15 protein-coding genes are annotated in these 14403 nt (G+C 33.9%); 12 read left to right on the top strand and 3 right to left on the bottom strand.

The window, feature by feature from the left end:
• Positions 1–66 precede the first annotated feature (66 nt).
• Positions 67–534 (top strand): hypothetical protein, encoded by a 468-nt coding sequence (locus tag Q0975_RS18605; protein WP_299439404.1) that lies wholly within the window; start codon positions 67–69, stop codon positions 532–534.
• Complete coding sequence (locus Q0975_RS18600; RefSeq protein ID WP_299439581.1) at positions 521–724, top strand: helix-turn-helix transcriptional regulator; 204 nt, start codon at positions 521–523, stop codon at positions 722–724. Before Q0975_RS18605 ends, Q0975_RS18600 begins: the two co-directional genes overlap by 14 nt.
• A gap of 66 nt (positions 725–790) precedes the next feature.
• On the opposite strand, the gene Q0975_RS18595 is transcribed toward Q0975_RS18600, so the two are convergent.
• Positions 791–1630: a DUF2911 domain-containing protein gene (locus tag Q0975_RS18595; RefSeq protein WP_299439402.1), complete on the bottom strand. Its 840-nt coding sequence runs from the start codon at positions 1628–1630 to the stop codon at positions 791–793.
• A gap of 120 nt (positions 1631–1750) precedes the next feature.
• Here Q0975_RS18595 and Q0975_RS18590 point away from each other — a divergent pair, with 120 nt between their 5' ends.
• The 6 genes from Q0975_RS18590 to Q0975_RS18565 all read left to right on the top strand — a co-directional run bounded on the left by Q0975_RS18590 (position 1751) and on the right by Q0975_RS18565 (position 6270).
• Positions 1751–2413, top strand: a complete 663-nt coding sequence (locus Q0975_RS18590; protein WP_299439400.1) for an MIP family channel protein — start codon at positions 1751–1753, stop codon at positions 2411–2413.
• Between the two features lie 459 nt (positions 2414–2872).
• The gene (locus Q0975_RS18585; protein ID WP_299439398.1) at positions 2873–3229 is read left to right on the top strand and encodes a hypothetical protein; all 357 of its coding nucleotides are present in this window, start codon (positions 2873–2875) and stop codon (positions 3227–3229) included.
• A gap of 70 nt (positions 3230–3299) precedes the next feature.
• A complete protein-coding gene (locus tag Q0975_RS18580; RefSeq protein WP_299439396.1) occupies positions 3300–3773 on the top strand; it encodes an SRPBCC family protein in 474 nt (157 codons plus the stop codon).
• A gap of 27 nt (positions 3774–3800) precedes the next feature.
• A complete protein-coding gene (locus Q0975_RS18575; protein WP_299439394.1) occupies positions 3801–4499 on the top strand; it encodes an SDR family oxidoreductase in 699 nt (232 codons plus the stop codon).
• Position 4500: 1 nt separating this feature from the next.
• Entirely contained in the window at positions 4501–5808 is a 1308-nt protein-coding gene (locus Q0975_RS18570; protein WP_299439392.1) for a deoxyribodipyrimidine photo-lyase, read from the top strand.
• A 96-nt stretch (positions 5809–5904) separates the two neighbouring features.
• Positions 5905–6270, top strand: coding sequence for a SnoaL-like domain-containing protein (locus Q0975_RS18565; protein WP_299439390.1), 366 nt, complete (start codon positions 5905–5907; stop codon positions 6268–6270).
• A 73-nt stretch (positions 6271–6343) separates the two neighbouring features.
• On the opposite strand, the gene Q0975_RS18560 is transcribed toward Q0975_RS18565, so the two are convergent.
• Both Q0975_RS18560 and Q0975_RS18555 read right to left on the bottom strand, forming a co-directional pair.
• Positions 6344–7414, bottom strand: a complete 1071-nt coding sequence (locus tag Q0975_RS18560) for a LamG-like jellyroll fold domain-containing protein (protein ID WP_299439388.1) — start codon at positions 7412–7414, stop codon at positions 6344–6346.
• Between the two features lie 86 nt (positions 7415–7500).
• A complete protein-coding gene (locus tag Q0975_RS18555; protein ID WP_299439386.1) occupies positions 7501–8379 on the bottom strand; it encodes a LysR family transcriptional regulator in 879 nt (292 codons plus the stop codon).
• Positions 8380–8464: 85 nt separating this feature from the next.
• Here Q0975_RS18555 and hutH point away from each other — a divergent pair, with 85 nt between their 5' ends.
• The 4 genes from hutH to hutG are packed head-to-tail and all read left to right on the top strand — an operon-like array spanning position 8465 to position 14364.
• Positions 8465–10045 carry a histidine ammonia-lyase gene (gene hutH, locus Q0975_RS18550; protein ID WP_299439384.1) on the top strand — a complete coding sequence of 527 codons (1581 nt, stop codon included), beginning with the start codon at positions 8465–8467 and terminating at the stop codon, positions 10043–10045.
• Between the two features lie 2 nt (positions 10046–10047).
• A complete protein-coding gene (hutI, locus tag Q0975_RS18545) occupies positions 10048–11298 on the top strand; it encodes an imidazolonepropionase (protein ID WP_299439382.1) in 1251 nt (416 codons plus the stop codon).
• A gap of 59 nt (positions 11299–11357) precedes the next feature.
• Entirely contained in the window at positions 11358–13361 is a 2004-nt protein-coding gene (locus Q0975_RS18540) for a urocanate hydratase (protein ID WP_299439380.1), read from the top strand.
• A gap of 49 nt (positions 13362–13410) precedes the next feature.
• Positions 13411–14364, top strand: a complete 954-nt coding sequence (hutG, locus tag Q0975_RS18535) for a formimidoylglutamase (RefSeq protein ID WP_299439378.1) — start codon at positions 13411–13413, stop codon at positions 14362–14364.
• Positions 14365–14403 lie beyond the last annotated feature (39 nt).

Here is a 14403-nt window from a genome sequence, read left to right as displayed (position 1 = left end):
TAAAGTTTATTTTACATTTTGTAAAAATAACACTACATTTGATTTATTAATCAAAAATCGAACAAGATGAAATATTTATTACAGAACAAATTTAAAAAGCCAGGATGGGTGTTATTTATTACAGGTATCGTATCAGGAGTTTTACTCACTATCAATGATTATGAGTCAAACTTAATAAAAACTAAAGTTATCTCATTATTCCACTATGATTCTTTTCTCAAAGAGAATAATGGGTTTTTAAGAATCATTGAGAATAACATTTTAGACGAAATAATAGTAATCGTGATTATAATTGGTGGCCTATTAGTGTCTTTCTCCAAGGAAAAAATCGAAGATGAGTTTATTTCAAAAACCAGGTTAGATTCTTTGGTTTGGGCAGTTATAGTAAATTATATCATTTTGCTATTTGCAACTCTTTTTATATACGACATAAGGTACATTCACGTGTTAATTTACAATATGTTTACACCCTTGCTCATATTTATTCTTCGATTTAACTATGTTATTTATAAAAAATCGAATCATGAAGAATAGGATAAAAATTGAAAGAGCTATTCTTGATCTTACACAAGCAGATTTAGCTAAAAAAATTGGAGTGAGCAGACAAACAATCAATGCTATGGAAAAGAACAAATACGTTCCTTCTACTGTTTTAGCTTTGAAAATTGCTAAACTATTCAAAAAACCTGTGGAGGATATTTTCTTTTTAGATATCGAAGACTAATTCGAAACAAAAAAGCGTTTGATCTATTGATCAAACGCTTTTGATTTGTGTAAAAAAAAAGAGTATTTATTTAGCTCCCCACTCTGCAAGGGAGTCTTTATTTAACTTTACGTAATCTGCATTTTTAGCTTTTTCCGCAAGTTCTAAAGATGTTTTAGCAGCTTTTATTGCTCCATCTTTATCTCCATTTTTAGCTAAAATTAAAGAATGCTGTCTGTGATACCAAAAAGCATCTGCTCTACCCGCTACTGCTTTTTCTATGTGTTGTTTTGCTTTAGCATAATCCTCAGTATCTTTATAAAATACAGCCGCTTGATAATGATCATTAGGAGATGGTCCTGCCATTACAGCTTCTATACTAGCAGCAGCAATTTTCTTTGTAGGAACTTCTATTTTAATAGCAGCTTCTGTATTTTCCCATACAAAATTCATTGTAGCTCCATCCATTTTGAATTCACTAAACATTACAGTAAATGTTTCTACATTAAATGGTAATGTATTTGTTTTTACAGTTGCTTTAGCAGCTACTTTGCTGTCATCCCATTTTTGAGGTGTACCCCAATTACTAGCGTCGCTATAGAAAATAACTTCCCAAGTTTCTTTTCCTGGTTTAGTAAAGATAGCATACGTTCCTTTCTTAAGTTCACTTCCTTCTACTTTTACATCATCACTAAAAGTGATTTGAGTATTCTTGTTAGCTCCTGTTCTCCATAATTTATCAAAAGGCACTAAGTTTCCAAAAATAGTACGTCCTTTCATACTAGGACGAGAATATTCAAGAGAAACATCTGTCAAGCCAACCACTTGCTCTACTTTAGATAAAGGGCTAGGCTGCGGAGTTTTTACCTGAGCTTCAATACCAAATGATAATAAGGCTGCAGATACGAATAAGATGATCTTTTTCATTGTGTTTAAATTTAGTCTATTAATTAGTTTACTAACAACGAAAATAATAATTACACATACATTAACAGTTAACAAAAACTTAAAATAACTAGTACTATATTTGTTGTCATTTCTAACAATATGAGACGTAAATATATATCAGAAGTAATTGGTACATTTTCTATGGTATTTTGTGGAACAGGAGCCATGACAATCAATGAAATAACTGGAGGTGATGTGACTCATGTAGGTATTGCGGTTACCTGGGGTTTAATAGTTATGGCAATGATCTATGCGTTTGGCGATATCTCAGGAGCGCATTTTAATCCTGCTGTTACTATCGCTTTTGCTTATGCAAAAAAATTCGAATGGAAAGAAGTTCCAAAATATATCTTGGCTCAATGCATTGGAGCAATTGCTGCTAGCAGTATTTTGCTTTTTTTATTTCCTGAAAGTGAATTTCTTGGTGGAACACTACCCTCTTTTGATGATCTCAGAGCATTTGTATTAGAATTACTTCTTACTTACTTTTTAATGTTAGTCATAATAAACGTATCAACCGGATCAAAAGAAGTAGGTATGATGGCCGGAATTGCTATTGGAGGTGTTGTTCTTCTAGAAGCTATGTTTGCTGGACCTATGACTAATGCTTCAATGAATCCGGCAAGATCCTTGGGACCTGCTCTATTATCTGGTCATTGGGAACATCAATGGCTATATATGACAGCCCCAATAATCGGAGCACTATTAGCTGTCCTTACTTGTAAACTTGTAAAACCTGAAAACTGCTGTAACGATTGTTAAATAACACTCATAAAATTTAGTATATTGTTATCAAACTCTTATGATTACCTGTTATGATTTTAGTATTTATAGATTTTGTAATTCTTCTGATATTACTATACATAAATTATAGAAAATATAAATTTTCGTCAGATTTTAACATCAAACAAAACACACAGGTTATCACCATCGTTTTTATTGTTCTGCTTTATGGAGTTTCACTACCAAGCATACCTTATATGATACTTAAGCTTTCCTGCTTAATCCCTGAATATGGGGATTTTTATATTTTTTACAAAAAAATGAGATTTCCTGTGTACTGTTTTCTTGGTATAAGTCAAATAGCATACTTATTCCTGATTAATTCTAAAATTACTTCTAAAAAGATGGAACAATAGTCAATATTTAATTCTTTTTAGAGTTTCAATTACACAATTCATCCTATTAACATATATTTATAAAATATTAAACTTCCTCCCAATGGAGTTACACACTACTGATTTTTGTACTATTGAGTTTTATGAAAAATTTGCCGTTATAACGGTAAACAAAGACGTTATACTTACCCTTAACAAAGCAAATTCTATAAGAAAAAAACTTCGCTCTTACTATAATGGCCAGAACTTTATTATGATTACTAATAGAAAAAACAGCCACGAAGTATCAACAGAGGTATATAAACAAGGACAATTGTCTAATATGAAAGGCTTAGCTATAGTCTCAAAAGAAAAAACAGAGCGTGACAAAGCTATTATTGAACAAAAGTTATTTGATAAGTCTTTTGCCTTTTTTGAGAGTCTTGAAGAAGCAAAATCTTGGGCAAAATCCTATTTTTAATTTTGTTTAACTTTTTTTCATAAAAAATAAACAAAAATGATTGTACCTTTATCCTTAAAAAAGGTTTACAATGAAAATATACACCTTACGAGCAAAACAAAATCTACCCATTTCTCTTCAGGAAGCATGGGATTTCCTATCTGACCCTAATAATTTAAAGACTATAACTCCAGATTATATGGGATTTAAAATTTTATCTGGCGCTGATAGAAAAATGTATGCAGGACAAATCATTCAGTATATCGTTACTCCGGTAGCTGGCATTAAAACTAAATGGGTGACAGAAATCACTCAAGCAGTGGATAAAGAATATTTTGTAGATGAACAACGATTTGGACCATACGCTCTTTGGCATCACAAACATTTTATCAAAGAAATTCCTGGAGGTGTCGAAATGGAAGATGTTATTGATTACAAGATTCCCTTTGGTATTTTAGGACAATTAGTACATCCCTTTTTAGTAAAACCAAAACTAAAAGAAATATTTGATTATAGAGAAAGGAAGTTAATTGAACTATTTGGAGTTTTAGAAAATCAAGCTTAGACCATTTAATTATTTAGAAAACAAAGAATGAGAAAAAATATTTTACTTATTGGTGGTAGTCACGGAATTGGATTCGAGATAGCATTAAAGTTATATAATGACCATAATATCTTTATAGCTTCTCGAACCTCGGAAAACCTAGGAAAATTAGAGGTTACTCATATTCCATATGATGCTTCTACAGACGAAATCGACACCTCAAAATTACCGGACCAGCTAGATGGTTTTGTATACTGTCCAGGAAGTATCAATCTTAAACCTTTTAAAATGTTAAGTCCAGATATTTTTCAGGAAGATATGCAGATTAATTTTATGTTTTTAGTTAAAATAATGCATTCAATTCTTCCACAATTAAAAAAATCGGAACAAGCTAGTTTAATTTTCTTTAGTACCGTTGCTGTAAAAGTTGGTATGCCTTTTCACACAAGTGTAGCTGCAGCAAAAGGGGCTATAGAAGGCTTTGCAAAAGCACTGGCAGCTGAGTATGCTCCTAAATTTAGAGTTAATGTAATTGCTCCATCTTTAACAGACACTCCTTTAGCGGAAAGATTATTAGGTAATGAAAAGAAGCGAGAAAAAATGAATGAAAGACACCCTCTTAAACGAGTTGGAGAAGCTGAGGACATTGCCAATACTGCAAAATTCTTATTAAGTGATGATAGTAGTTGGATTACTGGTCAAGTGTTAGGTGTAGATGGAGGAATATCTACATTAAACATAAATTAATATGCTCCAAAAAGTAAATATATTTTGGTTTAGAAGAGACCTAAGGCTTGATGATAACATTGGACTTCTTAAAGCCCTAAAAGATGATCTACCCGTTTTACCTATTTTTATATTTGATACCGAAATACTAAACAAACTCCCAGAAGACGATGCAAGATTATCATTTATATATGATATGCTTCAAGATATACGCAAAGAGTTAATACAAGATTATGATAGTTCTGTTGCTTTTTTTCATGGCCAACCTGTAGATATTTTTAATGATTTAATGAAAACTTATGATATTGAGAAAGTATACACTAATCATGATTACGAACCCTATGCAATAAAGAGGGATCAGGAGATAAAGAAAATATTACAAAACAATACTATCGAATTTAACACCTCTAAAGATCAGGTGATTTTCGAGAGAAATGAAATTGTAAAATCAGACGGAACCCCTTATGTAGTTTACACACCTTATAAAAACAAATGGAAAGAGCAATTTAGCCAATCGAAATTGAACATACATAACACCAGAAAACATCTTAATAATTTAATTGAAGACGTCGGATTGCCTATCGTATCATTATCCGATATAGGTTTCAAAAAATCTCCTATCGAAACACCAAACTATCTGGTTACTCCTACTCTTATTAAAAACTATGAAGATACACGTAATTTCCCAGCAATAGAAAATGGCACATCTGGATTAGGTCCTCATCTACGTTTTGGTACTATTAGTGTGCGCAACATGATAAAAAAAGCAATCACTGAAGAGAATGAAGTTTTTTGGTCACAATTAATATGGCGTGAGTTCTTTATGCAAATTCTTTGGCACTTTCCGCACACTAAAGAGAAATCATTCAGACCAAAATACGACCAAATAGAATGGAGAAACAATGAAAATGAATTTGAAGCCTGGAAAAAAGGAGAAACAGGATATCCATTGGTAGACGCTGGAATGCGCCAACTTAATAAAACTGGCTATATGCATAATCGTGTGAGAATGTTAGTCGCTAGTTTTTTATGTAAACATCTATTGATTGATTGGCGTTGGGGCGAAGCTTATTTTGCAGAAAAACTCTTAGATTATGATATGTCTGCCAATGTAGGTAACTGGCAGTGGGCAGCTGGTTCTGGTGTAGATGCTGCTCCATATTTCAGAATTTTTAACCCCACTACTCAGGTAACTAAATTCGATAAAAAACTAGAATATATTACCACTTGGGTTCAAGATTTTAACGAACTAACATACCCAAAACCAATAGTAGATCATAAAATGGCGAGAGAACGTTGTCTGGCAGTTTATAAAAAAGCAGTTGCTTAACAAGCAAATTATAACATTTATTTAAAAATATGGATTGAAGTTTTTTGTAATTTAATAGCATCGCAAATCAATTACAAATTAATAAACTTTAGACCAATGAATACACAAGATGTAGCCAATCGTTTAGTAGAACTTTGCCGCAAAGGCGAAAATATGCAAGCCTTAAAAGAACTATATGCTGACAACGTGGTTAGTAAAGAAATGCCTGGAGCTCCAAATCATATTGTTTCTGGAAAAGATGCCGTAACCAAGAAAAGTCAAGATTGGTATGCGACTGTAGAAGAATTTCATGGTGGAGAAGTTTCTGACCCAGTAGTTGCAGAAAATCATTTCTCCTGTAAGATGAAAATGGATTGCACTTTTAAAGGTCAAGGGCGAATGCAAATAGAAGAACTAGCCATTTACAATGTAAATGATGGCAAAATAGTAGAAGAACAGTTCTTTTATTCGATGCCTAATTAATCGATAAACCTCACCTCAATATGGTTAAATATTTAGGTGAGGTTCTAGCATTTTAATCTTTATTTAGGCTTTGTTAAAAACTATCTTTTGATAATAAAACTACTTCGTCAAGCTGCAAACTCCTATCATAAAATATTACATCATCAAGCGTTCCTAAAAAAGGTCTATCTACACATACACTACCATTACTATCCAATCGATTCCCTATTCCCAAATGAGAATCAGTATCCTCTACATCAAATGGAGTAGCTCCTTGAGGCTCACTTATTGTAAATTTCTCTAAATTACCATTAACATAAATGTCCAATCGATCTTTTCCATCATTAGTATTCACTTTTCCATCATACGTAATCACCACTTGATACCAAGTATTTACTAACAACGGAGTGTTTCCTCTATATCCTCTATATGAACTTGTAGAATTTTTATAATATATCGGAGCAATTCTTCCTTCTCTTATCCGTACAATAAATTCTTGTTCGTTTTCACCACAACTTACAATTTGTGATAATTTTGATAGTATCGTACTATTCTCTAAACTTCCCGTAGGTTTCATCCAAAAAGATACACTAAAAGCATTCTCGTTTCCTGAAAATACATCTAAATCTCCTAAATCAATAAAAGATTCTGCAGCACTAAAATCAAATGCGCTATCATCAATATTAAACCTGTCTTTGGAAGGAGATATTAAACTTGAAACTCCATCATTTCCATTTCCCGATTCATCATTAACATCACCGTTAAAAGGAAAATAAGCAATCAAACCTATTTGCGGAATTTCCAAATTCAAGACAGTAATAGTTACAGTAATCTCCTCACTAACAGAGCCGTTAGTTACTTCCACAATTGCTGTGATTACGGTATTTACCTCATAATCAAACAAATCTTTATCAAGTACAAATAATTCTCCTGTCTGCTCATCAATTGACAAAGCTCCTTCTTGCTCTTGAGATACTAAGGAAAAAGAAACATCTCCTTCATTTGAGGATCCATTTACAAAACCTAAACTCACTCCCTCAATTGGATTTTCATAAATTTCTTTAGAAAAATTCTCTGCTAAAACAAATGAAACAGTCTCATCATCTTCACTACAAGAAATAATTGTAAACAATAAACCCAAAATAGCAATTTTAAAAATCCTCATATACATCATAAATTAAATAATAATAAAATTTTTGATGCAAATCTACATAAGCTTCCAGTGTAATTTCCCACCCATTTCGGGTAGGTCTACAAAAATTTCTTAACCTTCTCTAAAGCTGGATTACGATTATCTTCTTTCCAAATAACAGATAACTCTGCCTTTTGAGTTATGTTTGGGATCTCTAAAAATTTGACATTAAGATCAAAACCATATTGTAATGAAGTTGGTACTATCGCTACCCCTAACCCACTTTCGACCAACTTAAAAATCGTTTGCGCATGTACCGATTTATGAGAAACTATTGGAGTAAATCCTTTATCCTCACAGATACTCATAATTTTATTATAATATATTGAACTATAATCAGATGAAAATAAAACAAAATGTTCTGAAGAAACCTGAGCTACACTTTTAAAGCTTTCTTTGTTTAACAGATGATCTTTTGGCAAAACCAATGAGAATGTATCTGTCTGTATTTCTTTTATACAAACCCCATCTGGTACTCTCGCTAACCTTACAAATCCTATATCCAATTCATCGCTTACAATAGCTTTTACTTGATCATAATTAGACATTTCTTCAAGACTGAACTGAATTTTAGGATATTCTTCATCCACCTTCACTAAAAGTTCCGGTATCACTGTCTGAATCGCTGAGCCTAAAAAACCAATTCTAACTTCACCTTCACTTCCTTTATCAATTAATGCTGTCTGTTTTACTGTAAAATCTATATGATTAAAAATATAAGCAATTTCTTTTTTAAGATATTCACCTGCGACAGTTAAACTAACATTTCTTTTATTTCTTATAAACAGTTCAGCTCCGATAATTTCTTCCATTTGCTTAATCTGCCTACTTAAACCAGGTTGCGAAATAAAAAGTCGTTCAGCGGCTTTTCTAAAGTGTAATTCTTCTGCTACTGCCAAAAAATAAGTGAAATGACGTAATTCCAATTGATAACCCATAGTTATTAATTATTGACAAAATTAGTATTTATAGGTATTAAAAATACTAATTATCTTAGCTTATACAAATTATCAATAGCAAATAATGTCTGAAACATCATCAAACTTTCAATTCGGAGAAGATTACCTAACAGCTGGCATAGCAATAAAAATAGCTTCGGGAGAAATTAAAGGAACTATTTCTGAGGCTTCCAGAGAAAAAATCAGGAAGAGTCGTCAGGTAGTAGAAAACATTGTAGATAAAGGTCACCCTGTATATGGAATTAATACAGGTTTTGGTCCTTTATGCACCACTATGATCTCTAAAGAAGAAACCAAAATACTTCAATCCAACATCTTAAAAAGTCATAGTGTTGGCGTAGGCGAACCTATTGATACCGAAATAGCAAAACTCATGTTAATCCTAAAGTTACAGTCACTGTCTAAAGGATATTCTGGTATTGCAGAAAGCACTTTGGATCGTATCCTTTGGCATATTGATAATGATGCTATTCCTGTTGTTCCTTCTCAAGGTTCTGTAGGAGCTTCCGGAGATTTAGCACCACTCTCCCATCTTTTCCTACCTTTAATTGGCCTAGGAAAGGTGTTATATAAAGATAGTGAGGTAACTTCCTCAAGCTTATTTAAAGAAACAGGATTATCCTCCTTAGATCTTGGTCCAAAAGAAGGACTTGCTCTCATTAACGGAACGCAGTTTATAGCAGCTCATGCCGTAAAAATTGTAGAAAAACTACATAGTTGCCTTTCGCAAGCAGATATTATTGGAGCCATGATGATAGAAGGACTACAAGGATCTGTAAAACCTTTTTATAATGAATTACACGAACTACGCCCCTTTAAAGGTAATATCCACGTAGCTTCCAGAGTAAAATCATTTCTAAAAGGATCCGAAATCATGGAAGATCATATCGATTGTGATCGTGTTCAGGATCCATATTCACTAAGGTGCATTCCTCAAGTGCACGGAGCGTCTAGAAATGCTTGGCTTCATCTTAAGGAATTAGTAGAGATCGAACTAAACTCCGTAACCGACAATCCTATAATCATTGACGAAGAACTAACGATAAGTGGTGGAAGTTTTCATGGACAACCTTTAGCTATGGCAATAGATTATGCTTGCCTTGCAGCTTCGGAAGTTGGAAACATCTCGGATCGACGAATATATTTGGCTTTAGAAGGTAATTCTCCTGGAGTCCCTAAATTATTAATGGAGGATACAGGTATTAACTCTGGTTATATGATCCTACAATATACTACTGCAGCATTAGCCAGTGAAAATAAAGGACTATGCTTTCCTTCTAGTGCAGATAGTATACCAACCTCCCTTGGACAAGAAGATCATGTAAGTATGGGATCAATTGGGGGCAGAAAAGCACTAAGAGTTATTGAAAATGTAGAAAAAATATTAGCTATAGAACTTTTAACAGCTGCACAAGCATTTGAATTTAGAAAACCTATGAAATCCGGTGCGATTTTAGATGAAATTCATAAAACCATACGCAAAGAAGTTTCTTTTGCAGAAAAAGACCGTGTTTTTTCAGATGATATAGAAAAAGGAATTGGTATTATTAAAAACAAAACGATCATTACACTAGCAAATGAAGTAGCTAGAAAAGAAAAGTTATCTTTAGAAACCAAGTTTTCTAATCAATTCGAAACATATTAATTATGACAAAGTACAAACTTATTGGCCCCATCACACAACTCATATCCATGGATGGATTACCGCTAAAAGGTGCTTTAAAAGATGAAGAATTGCAGGTCATTCATAACGCAGGGATTCTAACTGAAGGTGAGCATATACATACTATTGGAAATTATGATGATGTAACCGAAATTGCAAGCAATCTAGATGTGAGAATTATAAAACTACAGTCAGATTATGTTTGTCTTCCTGGATTTATCGATGTGCATACTCACATTTGTTTCTCTGGTTCAAGAGCTAATGATTATGCCATGCGAAACTCAGGAAAATCGTATCTCGAGATCGCAAAAGCAGGAGGAGGAATTTGGGACACGGTTACCAATACTAGAATCGCCAGTCAACAGGAACTTTGTCATGGTGTAATTAAAAGAGCTAATCACCTTCTTAAAAATGGCATCACTACAGTAGAAGTAAAAAGTGGTTATGGACTTTCTGTAGAAGAAGAACTCAAAATGTTAAGAGCCATTAAAGAGGCTAATCTAAATCTAGAATCAGATCTAATAGCTACCTGTTTAGCAGCTCATATGCTACCGAAAGATTACGATGGAAATCACCAAGAATACTTAAATGAAATTGCATCAACATTATTTCCAATACTTAAAGAGGAAAAATTAACGAATAGGATTGACGCTTTTGTTGAGCAAAGTGCATTTTCTAAAGAAGATATAGAGCCGTATTTCAAAAAAGCTATAGAAATGGGATTTGATATCACTGTTCATGCAGATCAATTTACTCCTGGAGGCAGTAAAATCGCCGTAAAAATAAATGCGGTAAGTGCTGATCACTTAGAAGCCAGTACAGATGCTGAAATTAAAATACTGGCAGAAAGTGATGTAATATCCGTAGCACTTCCTGGAGCATCGATAGGTTTAGGATGTAATTTTACTCCTGCACGCAGGATTCTGGATGCAGGAGGTGCTCTGGCAATTGCCAGTGATTGGAACCCTGGATCCGCACCAATGGGAGATTTATTAACGCAAGCCTGTATTTTAGGAACATTTCAAAAACTTAGTAATGCTGAAGTATTAGCCGGAATTACAACCAGAGCTGCTGCAGCCTTAAAATTGGAAGATCGTGGTAAACTGACTTCAAGAACACTAGCAGATTTTTGTCTTTTTTCTACTGATAATTATAATGAAATATTATACCACCAAGGTAAATTGACTCCTTCTCAAGTATGGAAACGTGGAGATGCAGTCTATACAGAACAATAAGTAAACTCAAAACAATATTTCAATGATCATCTATATGATCCGAAATTTCACAACATAGTATGACGACTTTCAAAGAACAAATCATAACAGGTATCCCCAAAACACTTCCTCCAAAAAGGAAACTTAACGTAAAGATAAGTAGAGCTCCTAAAAGGAAACAAATCTTATCTCTTGACGAAAAGAAATTGGCACTTAGAAACGCACTAAGGTATTTTCCTTCGGATTGGCATGAAGAATTAGCCAAAGAATTTCTTGAAGAACTAAATGAATACGGGCGTATTTATATGTATCGATTTATGCCAGATTACGAAATGTACGCCAGACACATACAAGAGTATCCTGCTAATACAGCGCAAGCTGCTGGGATTATGCTAATGATACAAAACAATTTGGATCCAGCAGTAGCACAGCATCCATTCGAGTTAATCACTTATGGTGGGAACGGTGCTGTATTTCAGAACTGGGCACAATACCTGCTCACTATGCATTATCTCGCTACAATGACAGAAGAACAAACATTACACATGTATTCTGGTCATCCTATGGGATTATTTCCATCATCAAAAGAAGCTCCAAGAGTAGTCGTAACAAATGGAATGATGATTCCAAATTACTCCAAACCGGATGATTGGGAAAAATATAATGCATTAGGCGTTACCCAATACGGACAAATGACTGCAGGAAGTTATATGTATATCGGTCCTCAAGGTATTGTCCATGGAACAACTATTACCGTAATGAATGCTTTTAGAAAAACATTAAAACCTGAAGAAAGCTCCGCTGGAAAGATTTTCCTTACCGCTGGTTTAGGAGGAATGAGTGGTGCACAGCCCAAAGCAGGCAATATCGCTAAATGTATCACGGTTTGCGCAGAGGTAAATCCCGATGCTGCCGAAAAACGCCATGAGCAAGGTTGGGTAGATGAAATTATAGATAATTTAAACAGTTTAGTTGAAAGAGTACAAAAAGCTATTCGAAATGCAGAAGTAGTTTCTATTGCTTACAAAGGAAACATAGTAGATGTATGGGAACGTTTTTATGACGAAAACATCTACATACATCTCGGATCTGACCAAACATCCTTACACAATCCATGGTCAGGAGGATATTACCCTGTTGGCATGAGCTATTCTGAATCTAATGAGATGATAGCAAATGATCCCGATACTTTTAAAATAAAAGTTCAGGAATCTCTTAGAAGACATGCTGATGCGATCAATAAACATACGGCGAATGGGACGTATTTCTTTGATTATGGAAATGCATTTCTTTTAGAAGCATCAAGAGCCGGTGCAGATGTTATGGCGAAAAACAAAATTGATTTTAAATATCCATCATATGTACAGGACATTTTGGGTCCTATGTGTTTTGATTATGGTTTTGGACCATTTAGATGGGTATGCACTTCAGGTAATTCCGAAGATCTAGACACTACAGATCAGATCGCCGTAAACGTAATGCAAGAAATCAAAACTACCGCTCCAAAAGAAATTCAGCAGCAAATGCAAGATAATATTACATGGATTAACGAAGCGAAGCAAAATAAGCTCGTTGTAGGCTCTCAAGCCAGAATTCTATACGCAGATGCGGAAGGAAGAGCAAAGATTGCTGAGGCGTTTAATAAAGCTATTAAATCAGGTGATATATCTGCTCCTGTTGTCTTAGGTAGAGATCATCATGATGTTAGCGGAACGGATTCTCCGTACCGAGAAACCAGCAATATTTATGATGGCAGCAAATTTACGGCAGACATGGCGATCCATAATGTGATCGGTGATAGTTTTAGAGGTGCGACCTGGGTATCCATTCACAATGGAGGTGGTGTTGGTTGGGGTGAAGTAATGAATGGTGGATTCGGATTGTTGCTAGACGGATCAGATGAAGCTTCCAGACGTTTAAAAAACATGTTATTTTATGATGTAAATAATGGTATTTCCCGTAGAAGTTGGGCAAGAAATGAAGAAGCTCTATTTGCTATTAAACGTGAAATGCAACGTACACCTGGACTTAAAGTAACCATTCCTAACATATTAGAAAACAATATTTTAGAAAAATTATTTTAACAACCAACACACCTGTGCAATATTTTATACACAAGCATTATTTTAGCCAATGAACAATTATAAAAAAACGAATGCAGACATCTGGACAGGACGAACCTCTGATGATCAACTATATCTTCATGAAAAAGTGATTTGTATTGATTTAGAAAACAATGAACTTCCTAAAAATGAACATACAGCCTTTGCAATTTTAGGATATGCTTGCGACGAAGGAGTTAAAAGAAATTCAGGAAGAATTGGTGCTGCCTTAGCTCCAGACGCTATAAGAACGATGATAAGTTCATTATCAAATCACTTTGAAAACACTATTAAAATTGTTGACACCGGAGATATTATCTGTAATCATAATGATCTAGAAAGTACTCAAAGTTACACTTCAAGGATAGTGTCTCAAATTCTTGATAACAAGTATTTTACAATAATACTAGGTGGAGGTCATGATCTAGCGTACGCACATTATAATGGCATTAAAAAACACGTACCAAATACTACAATCGGAATCATTAATTTAGATGCACATTTTGACTTAAGAGAGGTAAAAGGAGCATGTAATTCTGGTACTCCTTTTTATCAAATCGCAAAAGAAAACGATCGTTTCAAATACCTTTGTTTAGGAATTCAGGAGGAATCTAATAACAAAGAATTATTCGCAACGGCTCATAAACTTGAAGCAGAATATATCAAGAATACAAGTTTCACAATCGAAAACAAAGACTACGTTATTTCCGCTATTGATGATTTTATAACTCATGTGGATCACGTATATCTAACCATTGATCTAGATGGTTTTAATGCTGCATATGCACCTGGAGTAAGTGCTCCTTCTCCATTTGGGTTTTCAGTAGATATCGCACTAGTTGCAATTGAACAAATTTGTAAATCTGGTAAACTAATTAGTGCTGATATAGTAGAGTTAAATCCTATATATGATGTAGACAATTGTACAGCAAGGCTAGCGTCAAGATTAGTGTATTACATCATGAAATTTATTTCTTCTCAATAATTTTATTTTTTGTTCCTTCAGTTATACATTTACAATATA

It is taken from the genome of uncultured Aquimarina sp., assembly GCF_947500065.1.
In the GTDB taxonomy this organism is placed as follows: domain Bacteria; phylum Bacteroidota; class Bacteroidia; order Flavobacteriales; family Flavobacteriaceae; genus Aquimarina.
The sequence above is the reverse complement of the archived record's forward strand: the minus strand, read 5'-3'. Positions and strand labels throughout refer to the sequence as shown.

Coding starts and splice junctions, on each gene's coding strand:
- Q0975_RS18575 (WP_299439394.1), top strand. CDS start 3,801: ATGAGAAAAAATATTTTACTTATTGGTGGTAGTCACGGAATTGGATTC.
- Q0975_RS18580 (WP_299439396.1), top strand. CDS start 3,300: ATGAAAATATACACCTTACGAGCAAAACAAAATCTACCCATTTCTCTT.
- Q0975_RS18560 (WP_299439388.1), bottom strand. CDS start 7,414: ATGAGGATTTTTAAAATTGCTATTTTGGGTTTATTGTTTACAATTATT.
- hutI (WP_299439382.1), top strand. CDS start 10,048: ATGACAAAGTACAAACTTATTGGCCCCATCACACAACTCATATCCATG.
- Q0975_RS18590 (WP_299439400.1), top strand. CDS start 1,751: ATGAGACGTAAATATATATCAGAAGTAATTGGTACATTTTCTATGGTA.
- Q0975_RS18555 (WP_299439386.1), bottom strand. CDS start 8,379: ATGGGTTATCAATTGGAATTACGTCATTTCACTTATTTTTTGGCAGTA.
- Q0975_RS18540 (WP_299439380.1), top strand. CDS start 11,358: ATGACGACTTTCAAAGAACAAATCATAACAGGTATCCCCAAAACACTT.
- Q0975_RS18570 (WP_299439392.1), top strand. CDS start 4,501: ATGCTCCAAAAAGTAAATATATTTTGGTTTAGAAGAGACCTAAGGCTT.
- Q0975_RS18565 (WP_299439390.1), top strand. CDS start 5,905: ATGAATACACAAGATGTAGCCAATCGTTTAGTAGAACTTTGCCGCAAA.
- Q0975_RS18585 (WP_299439398.1), top strand. CDS start 2,873: ATGGAGTTACACACTACTGATTTTTGTACTATTGAGTTTTATGAAAAA.
- Q0975_RS18605 (WP_299439404.1), top strand. CDS start 67: ATGAAATATTTATTACAGAACAAATTTAAAAAGCCAGGATGGGTGTTA.
- hutH (WP_299439384.1), top strand. CDS start 8,465: ATGTCTGAAACATCATCAAACTTTCAATTCGGAGAAGATTACCTAACA.
- Q0975_RS18595 (WP_299439402.1), bottom strand. CDS start 1,630: ATGAAAAAGATCATCTTATTCGTATCTGCAGCCTTATTATCATTTGGT.
- hutG (WP_299439378.1), top strand. CDS start 13,411: ATGAACAATTATAAAAAAACGAATGCAGACATCTGGACAGGACGAACC.